Origin of the sequence: Hymenobacter sp. J193 (assembly GCF_024700075.1) — a bacterium.
Lineage (GTDB): Bacteria > Bacteroidota > Bacteroidia > Cytophagales > Hymenobacteraceae > Hymenobacter.
This window is the reverse complement of the sequence record NZ_JAJONE010000006.1, coordinates 86,324-101,090: the sequence shown is the minus strand read 5'-3', so window position 1 is coordinate 101,090 and position 14,767 is coordinate 86,324. Positions and strand designations below refer to the sequence as shown.

Annotated in this window: 17 protein-coding genes and 2 pseudogenes; 14 read left to right on the top strand and 5 right to left on the bottom strand. The window is 61.8% G+C overall.

Features of this window, described 5'->3' with window-relative positions; genetic code table 11:
* Positions 1–116 precede the first annotated feature (116 nt).
* The 12 genes and pseudogenes from LRS06_RS24165 (at position 117) to LRS06_RS24115 (ending at position 9,386) form a co-directional block, all read left to right on the top strand.
* Positions 117–1,172: an ArdC family protein gene (locus tag LRS06_RS24165; protein WP_257873841.1), complete on the top strand. Its 1,056-nt coding sequence runs from the start codon at positions 117–119 to the stop codon at positions 1,170–1,172.
* Between the two features lie 97 nt (positions 1,173–1,269).
* A complete protein-coding gene (locus LRS06_RS24160; RefSeq protein ID WP_257873840.1) occupies positions 1,270–1,560 on the top strand; it encodes a hypothetical protein in 291 nt (96 codons plus the stop codon).
* A 34-nt stretch (positions 1,561–1,594) separates the two neighbouring features.
* Positions 1,595–1,930, top strand: coding sequence for a hypothetical protein (locus LRS06_RS24155; protein WP_257873839.1), 336 nt, complete (start codon positions 1,595–1,597; stop codon positions 1,928–1,930).
* A 56-nt stretch (positions 1,931–1,986) separates the two neighbouring features.
* Positions 1,987–2,409: a hypothetical protein gene (locus LRS06_RS24150; RefSeq protein ID WP_257873838.1), complete on the top strand. Its 423-nt coding sequence runs from the start codon at positions 1,987–1,989 to the stop codon at positions 2,407–2,409.
* A 221-nt stretch (positions 2,410–2,630) separates the two neighbouring features.
* Positions 2,631–3,284: a DUF3846 domain-containing protein gene (locus LRS06_RS24145; protein WP_257873837.1), complete on the top strand. Its 654-nt coding sequence runs from the start codon at positions 2,631–2,633 to the stop codon at positions 3,282–3,284.
* 167 nt (positions 3,285–3,451) lie between these two features.
* Positions 3,452–3,739, top strand: a complete 288-nt coding sequence (locus tag LRS06_RS24140) for a hypothetical protein (RefSeq protein ID WP_257873836.1) — start codon at positions 3,452–3,454, stop codon at positions 3,737–3,739.
* A gap of 23 nt (positions 3,740–3,762) precedes the next feature.
* Positions 3,763–4,515, top strand: coding sequence for a hypothetical protein (locus tag LRS06_RS24135; RefSeq protein WP_257873835.1), 753 nt, complete (start codon positions 3,763–3,765; stop codon positions 4,513–4,515).
* A gap of 277 nt (positions 4,516–4,792) precedes the next feature.
* Positions 4,793–5,110, top strand: coding sequence for a hypothetical protein (locus LRS06_RS24130; protein WP_092743615.1), 318 nt, complete (start codon positions 4,793–4,795; stop codon positions 5,108–5,110).
* Between the two features lie 74 nt (positions 5,111–5,184).
* Positions 5,185–5,505, top strand: a complete 321-nt coding sequence (locus tag LRS06_RS24125; protein ID WP_257873834.1) for a hypothetical protein — start codon at positions 5,185–5,187, stop codon at positions 5,503–5,505.
* 267 nt (positions 5,506–5,772) lie between these two features.
* Positions 5,773–5,988: pseudogene (locus LRS06_RS25485) on the top strand (recombinase family protein); the annotation flags it as partial.
* 89 nt (positions 5,989–6,077) lie between these two features.
* Positions 6,078–6,365 (top strand): recombinase family protein, encoded by a 288-nt coding sequence (locus tag LRS06_RS25480; RefSeq protein ID WP_374679469.1) that lies wholly within the window; start codon positions 6,078–6,080, stop codon positions 6,363–6,365.
* A 3-nt stretch (positions 6,366–6,368) separates the two neighbouring features.
* Positions 6,369–9,386: a Tn3 family transposase gene (locus LRS06_RS24115; RefSeq protein ID WP_257873833.1), complete on the top strand. Its 3,018-nt coding sequence runs from the start codon at positions 6,369–6,371 to the stop codon at positions 9,384–9,386.
* A gap of 112 nt (positions 9,387–9,498) precedes the next feature.
* Here LRS06_RS24115 and LRS06_RS24110 read toward each other — a convergent pair whose 3' ends face one another.
* The 4 genes and pseudogenes from LRS06_RS24110 to LRS06_RS24095 form a co-directional block, all read right to left on the bottom strand.
* The gene (locus LRS06_RS24110; protein WP_257873832.1) at positions 9,499–10,167 is read right to left on the bottom strand and encodes a hypothetical protein; all 669 of its coding nucleotides are present in this window, start codon (positions 10,165–10,167) and stop codon (positions 9,499–9,501) included.
* Between the two features lie 5 nt (positions 10,168–10,172).
* Positions 10,173–10,682 carry an RNA polymerase sigma factor gene (locus LRS06_RS24105; RefSeq protein ID WP_257873831.1) on the bottom strand — a complete coding sequence of 170 codons (510 nt, stop codon included), beginning with the start codon at positions 10,680–10,682 and terminating at the stop codon, positions 10,173–10,175.
* A 3-nt stretch (positions 10,683–10,685) separates the two neighbouring features.
* Positions 10,686–11,546 carry an alpha/beta hydrolase gene (locus tag LRS06_RS24100; protein WP_257873830.1) on the bottom strand — a complete coding sequence of 287 codons (861 nt, stop codon included), beginning with the start codon at positions 11,544–11,546 and terminating at the stop codon, positions 10,686–10,688.
* A 65-nt stretch (positions 11,547–11,611) separates the two neighbouring features.
* A pseudogene (locus tag LRS06_RS24095) lies at positions 11,612–12,226 on the bottom strand (recombinase family protein).
* A 446-nt stretch (positions 12,227–12,672) separates the two neighbouring features.
* Here LRS06_RS24095 and LRS06_RS24090 point away from each other — a divergent pair.
* Together LRS06_RS24090 and LRS06_RS24085 are read left to right on the top strand one after the other, a co-directional pair.
* Entirely contained in the window at positions 12,673–12,966 is a 294-nt protein-coding gene (locus LRS06_RS24090; RefSeq protein ID WP_019949546.1) for a putative quinol monooxygenase, read from the top strand.
* Between the two features lie 96 nt (positions 12,967–13,062).
* Entirely contained in the window at positions 13,063–13,944 is an 882-nt protein-coding gene (locus tag LRS06_RS24085; protein WP_019949547.1) for an AraC family transcriptional regulator, read from the top strand.
* 208 nt (positions 13,945–14,152) lie between these two features.
* Here the strand turns inward: LRS06_RS24085 and LRS06_RS24080 are convergent, their stop codons facing one another.
* Positions 14,153–14,767: a recombinase family protein gene (locus tag LRS06_RS24080; RefSeq protein ID WP_019949548.1), complete on the bottom strand. Its 615-nt coding sequence runs from the start codon at positions 14,765–14,767 to the stop codon at positions 14,153–14,155.

Here is a 14,767-nt window from a genome sequence, read left to right as displayed (position 1 = left end):
AAAAGCGGAATAAATCTATGTAAAATGCGCGTTAATAAATGTAAATAATGCAACAATAAAGGCATGATTTGCGTTTAATAAGTATATAGCAACACACACAACAGCAACCGCTTATCATGAAAAAGACCACGAAAGCCGCCGCCAAGAAAGCCACCAGCAAGACCACCACCACCCGCCCCGACGTTTACCAGATTGTAACCGACCGCATCATTTCGGCCCTCGAAGGCGGCATTATTCCGTGGCGCAAGCCGTGGAACGCGGTTTACGGCTTGCCCCGCAACTACGCCACCGGCCGCGTTTATAGTGGTATCAACCTGTTTTTGCTGCATTTCAGCGGTGCCCTGCCGTTTTTCATGACGTTCAAGCAGGCCCTCGAAATGGGCGGTAATGTCCGCAAGGGGGCCAAAGGCCATCAGGTGGTGTATTACAACGTTTCCACCCGCGAGAACAAGCAAACCGGCAAAGAGGAAAAAATGCCCTTTCTAAAGTATTACACCGTGTTTTCGGTGGAGGATATCGAAGGCATTGCGTTCGATTTGCCCAAAGTGGAGAAGCGCGAATTCACCCCCAGCGAGGTAGCCGAAGGTATTGTGGAGGCGTGGGACGGTAAGCCCGCCATTCAGCACCTGCACCAGCGCGCCTATTACTCTCCTTCGCTGGACTTTGTGAATATGCCCAAGCCGGAGACGTTCACCACGTCAGAAGGCTACTACCAAACGCTTTTCCACGAGTTGACCCACAGCACCGGCCACAAGGCCCGCCTTGACCGCGCCGACCTGACCGCCGGCGAAGGCAAGCAAAGCCTGAGCTATGCCCGCGAGGAGTTGACCGCCGAAATGGGTGCTTCGTTCCTGAGTGCCGCCGCCGGCATTGCCACCGAGCAGACCGAGGAAAACGCCGTGGCCTATATCCAAAGTTGGTTGGAGCGGCTGAAAAATGATAAGCAGCTAGTCATCAAAGCCGCCAGCAAGGCCCAGAAAGCCGCCGAGCTGATTCTGGGTCACACCACCGAGCCGGACGAGCCGCAGGTTCAGGAGCAGCCCGCCGAGCAGTTGCAGCAGCCGGCGCCCGGCGCGGTGATGGTGGCCGCCACGAGCGAGGCAGCGCCCGAGCTTGATGCCATCGGCCGCGAGTACGCCGCCGCGGAGTTGAGCTGGCTAGCCGCCGCTTAGCTCTCAGGGCCGGGGTAGCAGCAAAGCCGCTGCTACCCTAAAGCTCCTAGCTCTAGCCATAACTCTAGCCCTAGCTCTAATTCTAGTCTCTTTCCTGATGAAAGCCAGCGAAGCCCCCACCATTCAGCACCCCAACTGGAACCAGTACCGCAACCGGATAATAGCCGCCATCGCCGATGTGGAGGTAATGATGCAGCAGCTTGGCAAAGGCATTAACAGCGAGGTGCTGACCGAGGAGGTAGCCGAGCGCCTGATGATGGAAATAGACACGCCCGAGGCGTACGAGGCGCTGCTAAAGCTGGTTCGGGCGACCCGGGCAATAGCCCGCGAGGGCCTGCGCATGACCCGCGAGGAGCAGGGAGGCCAGTACGCCTTGCTTCTCGTATGATTCCCTTCTCCTTTCCATCTTATGCTACCTACCCATGCCAGAATATAAGGATTTAGCCGTAGGCGAGGCCGTGTATTACCCCTTTGAGAAGGCGGTAGGGCTGATTTATGAAACCTATACGTTCGTTGACGGACCCGACCACCGGCCCGGCGTTTCGCTGCTGCTGAGCGACGGGCGCAACGTGGGCGGCTTTAATGCCGAGGAGGCTGACCTATACTTGGTGCCGCTGGGTGATACGGGCCTGCGCTACGAATTTGCTGACGTCGGCCAGCTGGCCGGCGACTTCCGGCGCGGCGTGTTTGCCGAGGCCTTCCACAACGCCCACGTCCTGCACCTCTCGCGCACATTAGCCAGCGCCCCGCAGCGCTAGGCCGCCGGCCGCGCCTGACTAGCCCGGCCGCTACTTCATCCCTAACCAGTACCCCGATGAGCCAAGCCGAGAAATTCGACCCCACCCCCCGGACTTACGCTGCGCAGCAGGCATATTTAGTCATTGAGCAGCAACCCCGCAATAAGGCCGAAAAGCAGTTGCTGGAGCAGGCGCGCCGCTATGTGCAGGCCCACAGCCACCAGAATGATTTGCGCGACCTAGCCGGCGCAATCCGGGAACTGATGGGTGACGCTTACCAAATAGGGTGCGGCAGTTGCCACATCTGGATTAAGCGTACCCCGGCCGACGCCGGGCAGCGCGGCCCGGAACGGCTGGCCGTCGTCGCTGACCGGCTGACCACGGCCTACCGGGATTGGTTCGAGCCCAGGGTGCCCAGCGGCCCCCGCCGCAGCATCCGCACCGAGCAGGGCTTGCCCGTTGCCGGGGTTCCAATCACTACCAGCACCCCTACGCGATGACTGAGCGCGTGGCGTGCATACTACACGAGTAGCCCCGCCGCCATCAAGCCACCGAGCGCAGCAGCCTTCCCGGTTGTTGCGCTCTTTTTTGCCCATTCCAGCAGGGGCAGTGGGGAAAAGTAGATGTAAAATGCGTTATTATAAATGTACAAAGTGCATCTATTTATGTATGATTTACGTTTAATAAATAAGTAGGAAACGTACCTAAAACCCTTTCTGATATGGAAATTACCCCCGTTCCCCAGCCCGCTGCGCACCCTATCGTTCTGGTTGGCCCGCACCTTTTCAATCTGTCCAATGTGCAGATGTTCTACAGCGGTGCCGGTGCCGCCCTGACCGTGGCCGCATGGTGGAAGAAGCTCCCCGCTACCGTGTTTCTGCAAGTCACCCAGCGCGGCGCGGCCTTGTTGGCAACGATGGTCGGCGTAACCGCCCGCGGCCAGGTGGTGACGACGCCGGCTTGCTACTTAGGCCCGTTCCGCATCGAGGGCACCGAACGCGTGTTTTCTACCGTCCGGGAGCTAGGCGAGTACCTGTTGGCCCAGCGTTCCGCAATGGTGCCGGCCGAGGGCACTGCCACGGTGCTGAGACTGGACGGGAGCCTGACCGGGATACGCCCGACCAAAGGCAAAAACTTCAAGTTCGACCAGCTACGGCCCCTTATCGGCGCTGATACGCTGGACATTCACTATTTCCAGCACGGCCCGCTTGCCGGCTATATTCTGGTAATCGACGACAACGGCAAATACAGCGGGGCCGCGCTCAATATGCTGGCTACGGCCGCTTGGTTTGATACCTACCCGCCCGAGCAGTACAGCCCGATTGATGTAGTAGTCGGCACCGTTGTTCTAATGAAATCCGAGCAGCTGCGCTAGTTACTTCAGGTAAGAAAGCCGCCCCCAACCGGGCGGCTTTTTTCGTGCCCGTTCCGCAAAAACTTGCCGATAAAAAACGCATAAATAAATGTACAAAGTACATATATTTAGGTATGATTTACGTTTAACAAGTATAGCAAAGCTGCTCACCCTTTAGCCTTCTTTCTATGCTGACCGCCCCCACTCCCGCCTCCGTTGCCACGCTTTCCAATGCTGGCCTGATGCTGATGGTACAGTCAGCCCGCAGCAACCTACGGCGCGTGCTGAACCACCCGGCTTTCACGCCGGAGCGCCGCCAGAAGGCCGAGGACCTGATTAGCAAATCCACTGACGCGGCCCAACTGATGAAGTGGAAGGCCCTGGCCATTGCCGAGAGCGAGAAATGGGAAGACACTCAGCTTGAGAAAGAAGCCCGTGAGTTAGGCCCAGCCGCTCACCCCAACTACCTCTATTAGTCCCTACCCAAGTCCTTACTCCGATGAAAAAGACCAGACCAGAAATGCCCGCTTCCAACCAGCCAGTTTACCATTTCCAGCACCACGAGAACGGTAGCCTTATTGTAGTCCGGGGCGAGTTGTCCGATTTCTACGGCTTTTATGATATAGAAGAGTTTGCTGGCACCGACCAACAGGATGCCGCGCAGCGGGCCGATGTTGGCAACTGGCAAGACCTTACTGACTTCTTGTACTTGGAAGTGCCCGCCGAAGGGGCACCGCGGATTTTTGAACTCGTCGCGGGCACCGTAGACCAGGTGAAGGACGTTACCGCTCAGCACCCCGGCCCTTTTCGTATTCCGGGGCGGGTACCCTTCACGGCCACTGACCAGGCCGACGAGTACGCGACGCTGAGCGACCTGGCCGCTGAAATGAAGCCCCAGCCCGCGCAATACCGGGGGCGCATCGTGGCGCAGGGTGAACTACTCCGGTGGTTTGCGTTTGAGGAAGAGATGGGCGGCAGCGGGGAATGCCCGTGGGAGCCGGTAGAGTTGAACTTGGGCACCTATCCGCACGATTCGTACGCCTACCATTCCGGCAAGCGCGCTACCCCGGAACAGGGCCAGGGCTACGGCACCGTGACCCTGTGGCAGCAGCCAGACGGGGCGCAGCGGTACTACGTCGAAATTGCGCCCACTAAGGGCCACGCCTTTCCCTATCTCGTGGCCCACACGCCAGCGGAGGTGCGTAGCTGGTATGATTTCCGGTTCACGCCCTACGCCCCGCCGACGGTCTAACCAAACTGGCCCATCCCCCGCACAGACCGGGAGTTGGGCCAATTTTTTCTTCCCCACTGCCCCTATTTTGTTCGCTAAGGAATGGGGGCGCGACTACTTACTTATACAATGATGGCCGGAAACAGACTGCAGTTGAGGTCCGATAGCACTGAGTGAGGTAATTTGTTCGGGCAACTGCGCCAACGGGCCATATTTTGCCGTACTCCCCAATGACGAATTTACCAGCGCATCAAGCAAAGAGGTAACTTTCCGGCTGGTATTACCCTTCATTCTCCTTATGGCATCGACTTCCGCGCCCGCGCCCATTTCCTTTAAGGTTACGTTAGATAACACCGACCTGACCATCAAAGCTTCGACGCTGGCGGAACTGCTGGATGGAACCCGGATGCTGAAAAAGGATATTGTCGCCCTATGGAACATCAACCCGCGCACCTACGATAAGCGTCATGACCAGCCGGGTGGCATGACCCAGGACGAGCTACACAAGCTTGCTGCCGCTCTGAAAGTGCCTTACTTAGATATTGCCAAGCTAGTGTACCAAGAGTGCGCGGCCGACCCCAACGCTCGTAAAACGCCACTCAATAAGGCCGAGTAACATCTTGTGCTGCGATGAACCTTGACGACCTGTTAGTTCCCCGGCACCCCCTCCCGCGCCTGCACGAATAGCAGGTGCAGGCGTTGCAGCAAATGCCGGAAACGGAACGTGCCGAGCAGGCGCAGTTGTTGCGCGTGGGCAATGCCGCGTATCGCTACCACCAATTAGCGGATAGCCGCCTCACGGAGGCCGACTTTCAGCACTGGCTGGCCGGGCTGCCGCCCCGGATGCGTCAGGCGATGACTGCCGCCGGTTTCGCGGCGGCAAATAGCAGTTGGGCTTTTCGACGACACGTGCTCGAACGCCGCGACCTCGGCTACGCGGCCTTCATGCAGCAACTACTCTCGGTCGAGGATTGGACCTTCCTGCAGCAGATGGATGCTGAAACGGCTTAGCGTAATCTTTCGCCCAGTTGTATCGAAACCCCCGTAATAGGGGTCGCACAATAGTAGGAACGGAAAACAACGGTAGGGAGCGCCGGCCGGGTTGGGGTGGACTTGAGTTTGTGGCGGTCGGGGCGTCTCAGAAAACGACCGTTTTTGAGCGACGCCAACTTCCGGTGCAAAGACCGGATAAGCTGCCGGAAAAAATGTCTTATTAGTTGGTCTCACGAAACTACGTTCGCGTATCTTCGCCGCCGTGACTTTATAAGACAAAAGCTCATGAAAGTCGGTTACGCCCGCGTCAGTACCCAGGACCAGCAGTTGCATTTACAAGTCGATGCCCTGCAGGCGTCCGGCTGCGCCGACATTGTCCAGGAAAAAGCGTCTTCTTCCAAGGACCGGCCACAGCTGCAGATACTGCTAACCCGGCTGCGGGCCGGCGATACCCTGGTGGTCTGGAAGCTTGACCGACTGGGCCGCTCGCTCAAAGACTTGGTGACGCTGGTCACAGGCTTTCAGGAGAAGGGTATCCATTTCGTGAGCCTGCACGACCACTGGACACGACCACGGCACAGGGCCGGCTTATGTTTAACCTGTTCGCCTCGCTGGCCGAGTTTGAGCGCGACATTATCCGCGAGCGCACCAAGGCCGGGCTCACGGCAGCGCGGGCGCGGGGCCGGCAGGGCGGGCGGCCCAAAGGCTTGTCGAAAGAAGCACTCTCCAAGGCCCAGGCCGCCAAGACGCTCTACCTGCAGCAAGACAAAACCGTGGCCGAAATCGGCCTGCTGCTGAGCGTAGGTCGGGCCACGATTTACCGTTACCTCGCCCACTTGGGCGTACCGACCGGTAACCTAGGCGTCACGCAGCCCTAGCCGATGCCGGTCGAATTTCTCAGCGACGAGCAAGCTGCCCGCTACGGGCGCTACCACTCCGAGCCCAGCCCAGAGCAGCTCGCCCGCTTCTTTTACCTGAGTCCAGCGGATGTCCAGTTTCTGGCCCCTTACCGCCTGCCACATACCCGGCTCGGCTGCGCCGTGCAGCTCTGCACGCTGCGGTTTCTGGGCACCTTTCTGCCGGCACCCACCCAGGTGCCGGCCGTGGTCGTGCGTACGCTGGCCGAGCAGTTGCAGGTGCCTAGCGACGACTGGCACACCCGCTACACGCGGCCCAACACGATTTATGACCACCAGGCGCAGCTGGTGGCCTACCTGGACTACCGGGTCTTCGAGGGCCGGCCGGCCTTCGGCTTGACCCGCTGGCTCTACGCCCAGGTGAGCACGAGCACCCTGCGGCCCGGCGTGCTGTTTGACCTGGCGACCGCGCACCTGGTGGCCCAGCGCATAGTGTTACCGGGCGTCTCGCTGCTGGCTCGGCTCATTGCGCGGGTGCGGGAACGCACGGGCCGGTCGCTCTACCGCCAGCTGCAGGCGCGCCTCAGCGGCGCGCAGCGCGACCAGTTGGATGCACTGCTGGTCGCCTCGCCCGGGGAGCGGCTGACCCCGTTGGAGGTGCTGCGCACTCCGCCTACCCGCGTATCGGCCCCAGCCCTGGTGGCCGCTCTGCGGCGCCTGGACCAAATTCGGGCGGTGGGCGTAAGCACGGTGCCGGTGCAAGATTTGCCGGAAGCGCGGTTGGCGCGCCTGGCTCGGCACGCCCAACTGGCTTGGGCCCAGCCGCTGGGACGCCTGGGCGAGGAGCGCCGCCACGCCACGCTGCTCGTGTTTGTGCAAACGCTGGAGCGCACGGCCACCGACGACGTGCTCGACCTGTTCGACAACTTGATGACCACGCTGGCCCTGCGCGGGGAGACCCGCCGCCGCCGCGAGCGGCTGCGCACGCTCAAAGACCTGGACGCGGCAGCGCTGGTCTTGCAGCAGGCCGTGCAGCTGCTGCTCGACGACGGGGTGCCGGCCGCGTCCCTGCGCCAGCAGGTGCTCGATACGGTGGGCGAAGCCCAATTGAGGGCCGCCGCCGAGGTCGTGCAACACCTGGCCAGCGACGAGGACCCCGCCCTGCAAGTGCTCAGCGGCAGCTACGCCTCGGTCCGGCGCTTTCTGCCGGCGCTGCTGGCGGGCATTTCCTTGGAGGGAACGCCCTCGGCCCAGCCCCTGCTCGCGGCCTGGTACTTTCTGCAAGCCCAGGAAGCCGGCGGCCGGAGCCGGCCCAAGTGGGCGATGGCCCCGCGGGCGGTGGTGCCTAAAAGTTGGGCGCGGCGGGTGTTTCCGGCCAAAGGCGAGGTGAATCCGCACGCCTACACCCTGTGCGTGCTCGACCGACTGCACCAAGCCTTGCGCCGTCGCGAGGTGTTTGCGCCCACCAGTGAGCGGTATGGGGACCCGCGGGCCGAATTGCTGCGCGGCGAGGCTTGGGAAGCCGCCCGCGAGGCCGTGGCCCGCGCCCTGGACCGCTCCACCGACCCGGCCGTGGAACTGAACCGCCTTCGCCAGCAGGTGCGCGCCGCTTACCAAGAAGTGGGTGCGAACCTGGTCGATAACACCGCCTTGCAAGTGCTGGAAGAAGACGGGCAGCCCTACATCGTGCTCACCCCCCTGGCCGCGCAAGCCGAATCGGCTGGCCTGGCGCGCCTGCGCCAGCAACTGAGTGCCCGCCTGCCCCCCGTCGAGCTGGCGGCCCTGCTGCTGGAAGTGGCGGCCTTTACCGACTTTACCGGGGCCTTCACGCACCTAGCCGACGGCCAGCCGGCCGCCGCCGACCTGCCGCTCAGCCTCTGCGCGGTCCTGCTGGCGCAGGCCTGCAACATCGGCCTGAAAAGCGTCGCCCGGCCCGAGGTGCCGGCCCTAACGCTGCCACACTTGGTTTGGGTGCAGCACAACTACCTGCGGGTGGAAACGCTTACGGCCGCCAACGCCCGGCTGGTCGACGCCCAGGCGCAGTTGCCCCTGGCCCAGGCCTGGGGCGGCGGGGAGGTCGCCTCGGCCGACGGCATGCGTTTCGTGGTACCCGTGCGCACGATTCACGCGGGCTGGAACCGCAAATACTACGCGGCCGAGCGCGGCATCACCTACTACAACTTCACCAGCGACCAGTTCTCCGGCTTTCACGGCATCGTGATTCCCGGCACCCTGCGCGACTCCCTGTTCCTGCTGGCCGGGCTCCTGGAACAGCAAACCAGCCTGGACCCGCGCGAAATCATGACCGACACGCACGGCTTTAGCGAAGTGGTGTTCGGCTTGTTTGCCCTACTGGGCTACCGCTTTAGCCCCCGCCTGGCGGACCTGGCCGACCAGCGCTTCTGGCGGTTGGAAAAGGAGGACGACTACGGTCCCCTCAACGAGTTGGGTCGCCACCTCGTCAACGCCCGGCTGATTCACGACCACTGGGACGACATGCTCCGCTTGGCCGGCTCGCTCAAACTCGGCAAGGTCAAAGCCACCGCCGTCATGCGCACGCTGCAACGGGCGGGTGCCCTCTCGGGCCTCGGACGGGCCGTCGCGGAGCTGGGTCGGGTGGAGAAAACGCTGTACCTGCTGGCGTACGTGCAGGACGAGGCCTACCGCCGGCGCATCCTGGTGCAGCTCAACCGGGGCGAGGGGCGGCACGCCGTAGCCCGGGCCGTCTTCCACGGCAAGAAGGGCGAACTGCGCCAGCGCTACCGCGAGGGCATGGAAGACCAGCTGGGCGCCCTGGGTCTGGTCGTCAACGCCCTGGTGCTGTGGAACGCCCGGTACCTGCAACAAGCCCTGGAAGAGCACCAGGCCACGGAAGGAGCCCCAGAACCGGGCGACGTGGCCCGGCTCTCGCCCTTGCTGCACGAGCACATCAACATGCTGGGTCGCTACGATTTTACCCTGCCCGAACGCGTGGCAGCCGGTGAGCTGCGGCCGCTCCGCAACCTGGCCAACTGGCAGGAACAGCTGGTTGAATTTCCCTAACGTTGTTTTCCGTTCCTACTATTATTGTGCGACCCCGTATCCGGCGGCAACGGGCACTACCCGGTCCCAACGCGCCGACCTCCGATGTCAGCTCCGGGGCGCTCCCTGCCCGTCAGCCCTGGCGGCTGGGGTTGGCCGAAGGGGCCGCTGGGTAATCTTCGGTTTGTTCGAGCAGGTGCATGGCTCGTACGAGTGGGTCCCACTCAGGGCCACGGAACAGCAGCCGGAACCAGCGCCGGTGACGGTTTTGGTAGCGCACGTTGACGAACAGCCAGCCGGCGGCCAGGGTGAACAGCAGCGTGGTGCCCAGCAGCAGCGCCAGTTGCCAGGGGGCAGCCGCCCGTAGCAGCCCCTCGGTCCAGAAGAACGTCGTCCAGGCGGGCAGCTGCAGAAAGCCCAGGCGCACCACCCACAGCGTGGAGGCTTGCAGTCGGGCCACCCGCCGCTGCGCCGTCACCACCGACTGCCCCGCGTCGACGCACTGCACCAGCACCAGCTGGTACAGATAGAGGCCCACCATCAGCTTGGTCAGCAGCACCTGCACGGCGGCTGATGTCAGGAAAAATGGGCTGGCGACTGCCCAGACGCGGTAGAGCAGCAGGTCAACGGCGGCCACCCAGACCAGGCCCAGCAGCACGCCCACCAGCTTGGCCGGTCGCAGCGGCCCCAGCACGCGGGCCAGGGGCGGCAGGACCGCTGCCGACGGGGGCAGGGCGGGCAGCGGAGCATCGGCAGCGGCCTGAGTTTGCTGCCAGAGGTGTTGAAAATCGTCGTTTTGCATGGTCGTCAGGCGGGTTGGCGCGCGAAGCGTTGGCGCAGGTGCTCTTTGATTCGGCTCACTTTGGTGGCCACGTTGCTCACCGAAATGCCCAGGATGTCGGCAATATCGGCGTGGCTCTTGCTTTCCAGGTACAGCAGCATCAGCGCCTTGTCCAGCTCGCGCAACTCGTCGATGAACTGCTCCAGCTGGCGCAGCTGCTGCTCCCGCTCGGGGGCCTCCGCCTCGGAGGGCTGCGGCAACTCGGCGGGCAGGGGGGCGCGGGCGGCGCGGCGGGCGGCGTGCTGACGGTAGAACGAGATGGCCGTGTTCAGCGCCACCCGGTACACCCAGGTGGAGGCGGCCGCTTGGGCCGGGTTGTAGCGCGGCAGCGCCTGCCACAGCCGCAGCAGCATTTCCTGCAATAAGTCCTGCCGGTCGTCTTCGTCCCGGCAGTAGGCGCGGGCTACTTTGTGCAAGATGCCGCGGTGCTGCGCCAGCCAGGCCGGGAACTGCTGCGGAGTGGGGGCGGCGGTCATGGGCTACAGGCGGGCAAACCACTCCCGGACCACCTGGAACGTGCGGGCCTCGCGGCAAAGGCCGTTGTGGCTGGCCCCGGCCACCACTTCCACCTGTCCGCGGCTGTGGGCCTGCACGGCCCGGTGCTGGGCCTCGGCGGCAAACACCTCGTCCTGCCCGCCCACCAGCACCAGCAGGGGCCCGGTCACGGCCCGCAGGCCGGCGGCGTAGTGCTCGGGGGCCATGCTGGCGTTGGCGCGGTACGAATAGTGCCGCAGCGGCGCGGCGGGCGGTACATTCAGGAAGAGCACGGGCAGGCTATCGTGCTGGTGCAACTGCACGCTGTTCAGCATTTTCAGCCCAATGATACGCCCGATATGTACGTGCATCAAATCGGGGCCGCTGGCGTTGGCGCTGTCGGGGCCAGCCGGCGGGAGCGCGGCGGCCAAGGCCGGCGAGTCGTGGCCCAGCAGCGGGGCCAGCAGCAGCAGGCCGTCTACCCGGGGGCTGGCCTGCTGCCCGTAGAGCAGGGCAATGCCCCCGCCCATGCTGTGCCCGGCCAGCACGAGCTTGCCCCGGGGCTTGTCGCGCCGGAGGGCCGCCGCCACGTCGGCTACGTCATCGGCGTACTGCCCGATGTAGTCCACATCGCCGGCCCGGCCGGCCGAGCGGCCATGCCCGCGCAGGTCGAGGGCGTACACTTCGGCACCGGTCGCTTGCTGCAGTCGGCCGGCGGCCTCGTGCAGCGCGGCACCACTGGCCCCCACGCCGTGCAGCAACAGGATGGTATGGGGAGAGCGGCGGCCGTACCGGGCGGTGTGCAGACGCCCCCCGTCGCGGGCCTTGAAGTAGCGGTGCCGCAGTGGGTGGGTGTTGTTAAACAAATAGGGTAAAACCTCCGAGTCCATGGCTAAAAGGGGTTCTTCTTCCCAAAGGGCGGATTTACACGCTAAGCACTTTTTAGCTTCTGGGCGTAATTGTAGACGGTGCCATAGGCCAGGTCTAACTGCTTGATGACTTGATTCATAGATAAGCCATTGCGCAGAAGCTGCGCAATGGCCTCCTGCTTAGACTGGGCCAGTGGCGGCCGGGCCACATGCTTGCCCTGGGCTTTGGCCCGGGCCATGCCGGCGCGCACGCGCTGGCTGATGAGCGTGCTCTCAAACAGGGCCAGCGAAGCCATGACGTGGAACACCAACTCGCCCGTGGGCGTGGTGGTGTCGATATTTTCCTGGTAGGAGACGAAGTCCACCCCTAGGCTCTGGAATTCCTTCGGCGCGTTGACCAGCGCCTGGGTCGAGCGGGCAAAGCGGTCGTAGCGCCGGACCAGCACCGCGTCGAGCTACCGGTTCTTGGCCGCCGCCATCATCCGTTTGTACTGAGTTCATTCCTCGCTGGTACCCGAGGCCTAGTCCACGTATTCATCGACAACGGCAAAGCCGCGGCGCTGGGCGTACTCGCGCAGGGGGCGCAGCTGCGTCTCCGGGGCCTGCCCTTTGTCGAGGGTGGAGACGCGGGCATAGAGCGCCACGCGGGTGGGCTGGTCGGTCGGGTTGGCGGGCATCGGAGGTTATCAAAAAGGAGTTCCTTGTTGATAGGCAGCACGCACCCGCTCTACAGCGTAGAATCAGTCTTTCTCAGGCAGTACTATAACCCTCTTTGATAACCGGGCTTAGCGTGTAAATCCGCCCTTTTGGCAAAAGAACCCCTTACAGAATTCTCAAGGCAGCTCAGCAACTACGTATAATAGTTACTGAGCCTAGATGAACGGCCTGCTCATGTTCTTTTCTAGCCTGGCTCGAAGCCTCAAGCCCTTCACGTTTTGCATCGTGCCGAGTTCTGCAACAGCCACTGCACCATTCGGGGCCAGTTAAACCATGATACACGAGCTCACATACTGGTTTGAAGCGGCCATGGTCTTTTTGTCCAGCCACTAGTTGCGTCCGTCCATGTTAATCCTTTCAGAGAGGCAGCACCTTTGTTATATCAATTTACCTAACCCCCACTTCCATGAAGAATGTAGGATTGCTGGTCCGGCTCGAAGCGAAGCCCGGTAAAGAGCAGGCAGTACTCGATTTTTTGACGGGCGCTCTGCCCCTGGCTCAGCAAGAGCCGGCTACCATAACCTGGTATGCTATTCAGCTGGCGCCGGCCACCTTCGGTATCTTTGATACCTTTCCGGATGAAGCAGGCCGGCAGGCGCATCTGAACGGCCCTATTGCCGCTGCGTTGATGGCCCATGCGGCCGACTTGCTGGCCGTGCCGCCTGTCATTGAACAAGTAGCTATCTTGGCTGCCAAATAATTACCAGCCCCTAAAGCGACCTATGCCTGGGCATAGGTCGCTTTAGGGGCTGGCGGGCAGTTAGTCCGGTTGGCTAGCTGCTATTCTTCTCACGCGATGGCGATTGACTGTCTCCTGCTAACTCATCCGCACACGGGTGAATTAGCGTTTCGAAGCTACTCCTTTAGCGACGACACCCCGTTTAATTACTTACAACGCAATAATTATTACTCCCTCATTCTGCTTACGCAGGGCAGCGGCGAGCTACGCGCCAACTTTGCCACCTACCTGTTTGCTGGCAGTACGCTGTGTTGTTTTGGCCCTTACCAACCTTACACTATCCAAGCCAGCACCGCTGTAGCGGGCCTGGTCCTGGATTTTCATGCCGACTTTTTCTGCATCTACCGGCATCAGCAGGAGGTAGCTAGCAATGGCATCTTGTTCAACACAATTTTTGAGCCGCCCTTCTTCCCGGTTACAACAGAGGCGGTGCGTGAATTTGCCGCCCTGGCAGCTGTGATGCAAGAGGAAGTACGGCGTCAAGAGGTAGCACAACAAGAGTCCATCGTATTATATCTGAAGCTCTTTTTGCTGAAAGCTATCCGAATTCGTACTGCACAGCCCGCGTTAGGCACCGAGCAGAACCCGTCTGGCCGGGAGCCCTGGCTTCTGCAGCAACTTCAAGATGCCATCAATACGCACTACCGCCACCTGCACACGGCCGGGGAGTATGCCGACCTGTTACGAGTTCCCGCCCGAAGCCTAACGCGCCTAGTCAAGTCCCATTATCAGAAGACGCTCAGCCAACTCATCACGGAGCGAATCATTATGGAGGCCAAGCGCGAACTGTACCTAACCAGTCAATCCGTCAAGGCTATCGCCTTCGCGCTGGGCTTCGGGGATGAATACTATTTCAGCCGCTTCTTCAAGAAAAATACGGCCGTATCGCCGCAGTTTTTTCGTGAATCAGTTGGGTTCGCAAAAGCAGAAGAAAGCTAGCGCTGTTGAGCTGCTAGCGTTTGGCTGGAGAAATCGTTTTTCTCAACCAGACCGCAGGCTTTCTTCTATAGGCTGCTGGCTCCCAAAGAGACCCCATACGGCGCATAGTATATAAAAAAATTATAATTATATAGGTAATTTAGGTGGTGTTAAACAAATAGGGTAAAACCTCCGAGTCGTCCGGTTAGGGGGCGGCATTTCGGCTCGGTTACCGCTGCAGTTTGGCCAGGTAGTTTTTCAGGGAGAGGTACTTGCCGTACTTCAGGTGCACGTCCACGATGGTGGTGAGCGGTACGCCCAGCGCGTGCAGGTGCAGAATCCGCTCGCGGTCGGCGTCGTACATGGAGGGCTGCACCACACCCTTGGGCTTGCCCAGCACGATGCCCTGCTCGCGCCGCGCCCGCAAGCCTTCCTTCGTGCGCTCGGAAACGAAGTCCCGCTCCAGCTCGGCCAGCATGGCGAAAATGGTGAGCAGGATTTTGTGGGTCATGTCGCGGTGATTCTGCGGGTCCAGGTCCAGGCCCTGCTTGACCAGAATCAGCCGGCACCGCTTCTGGTGAATCAACTCTTCAATCAGGCCCAGCACTTCGCGCAGCGAGCGGCCCAGCCGGGAGAGCTCGGAGACGATGACCGTATCGCCGGCAGCAACCTTGGCCAGCAGCTCGGGCAGGCGGCGCTGCCCGGCGGTGCGGCGGGAAGACATTTCTACTTCAATCCACTCGTCGAGGGTCCAGCGGTGCTCGACCAGATAGCGGGCGATGAGGCTCTTCTGGCTCTCGGCCGATTGGGCGCTCGTGGAGACGCGGACGTAGCCAAATAGCAT

What these genes read in the sequence shown, in the direction of transcription:
- LRS06_RS24090 (WP_019949546.1), top strand. Translation starts at nt 12,673, where the DNA reads ATGAAGAATGTAGGATTGCTGGTCCGGCTCGAAGCGAAGCCCGGTAAA.
- LRS06_RS24080 (WP_019949548.1), bottom strand. Translation starts at nt 14,767, where the DNA reads ATGCTATTTGGCTACGTCCGCGTCTCCACGAGCGCCCAATCGGCCGAG.
- LRS06_RS24155 (WP_257873839.1), top strand. Translation starts at nt 1,595, where the DNA reads ATGCCAGAATATAAGGATTTAGCCGTAGGCGAGGCCGTGTATTACCCC.
- LRS06_RS25480 (WP_374679469.1), top strand. Translation starts at nt 6,078, where the DNA reads ATGTTTAACCTGTTCGCCTCGCTGGCCGAGTTTGAGCGCGACATTATC.
- LRS06_RS24085 (WP_019949547.1), top strand. Translation starts at nt 13,063, where the DNA reads ATGGCGATTGACTGTCTCCTGCTAACTCATCCGCACACGGGTGAATTA.
- LRS06_RS24165 (WP_257873841.1), top strand. Translation starts at nt 117, where the DNA reads ATGAAAAAGACCACGAAAGCCGCCGCCAAGAAAGCCACCAGCAAGACC.
- LRS06_RS24105 (WP_257873831.1), bottom strand. Translation starts at nt 10,682, where the DNA reads ATGACCGCCGCCCCCACTCCGCAGCAGTTCCCGGCCTGGCTGGCGCAG.
- LRS06_RS24115 (WP_257873833.1), top strand. Translation starts at nt 6,369, where the DNA reads ATGCCGGTCGAATTTCTCAGCGACGAGCAAGCTGCCCGCTACGGGCGC.
- LRS06_RS24110 (WP_257873832.1), bottom strand. Translation starts at nt 10,167, where the DNA reads ATGCAAAACGACGATTTTCAACACCTCTGGCAGCAAACTCAGGCCGCT.
- LRS06_RS24145 (WP_257873837.1), top strand. Translation starts at nt 2,631, where the DNA reads ATGGAAATTACCCCCGTTCCCCAGCCCGCTGCGCACCCTATCGTTCTG.
- LRS06_RS24160 (WP_257873840.1), top strand. Translation starts at nt 1,270, where the DNA reads ATGAAAGCCAGCGAAGCCCCCACCATTCAGCACCCCAACTGGAACCAG.
- LRS06_RS24135 (WP_257873835.1), top strand. Translation starts at nt 3,763, where the DNA reads ATGAAAAAGACCAGACCAGAAATGCCCGCTTCCAACCAGCCAGTTTAC.
- LRS06_RS24150 (WP_257873838.1), top strand. Translation starts at nt 1,987, where the DNA reads ATGAGCCAAGCCGAGAAATTCGACCCCACCCCCCGGACTTACGCTGCG.
- LRS06_RS24140 (WP_257873836.1), top strand. Translation starts at nt 3,452, where the DNA reads ATGCTGACCGCCCCCACTCCCGCCTCCGTTGCCACGCTTTCCAATGCT.
- LRS06_RS24130 (WP_092743615.1), top strand. Translation starts at nt 4,793, where the DNA reads ATGGCATCGACTTCCGCGCCCGCGCCCATTTCCTTTAAGGTTACGTTA.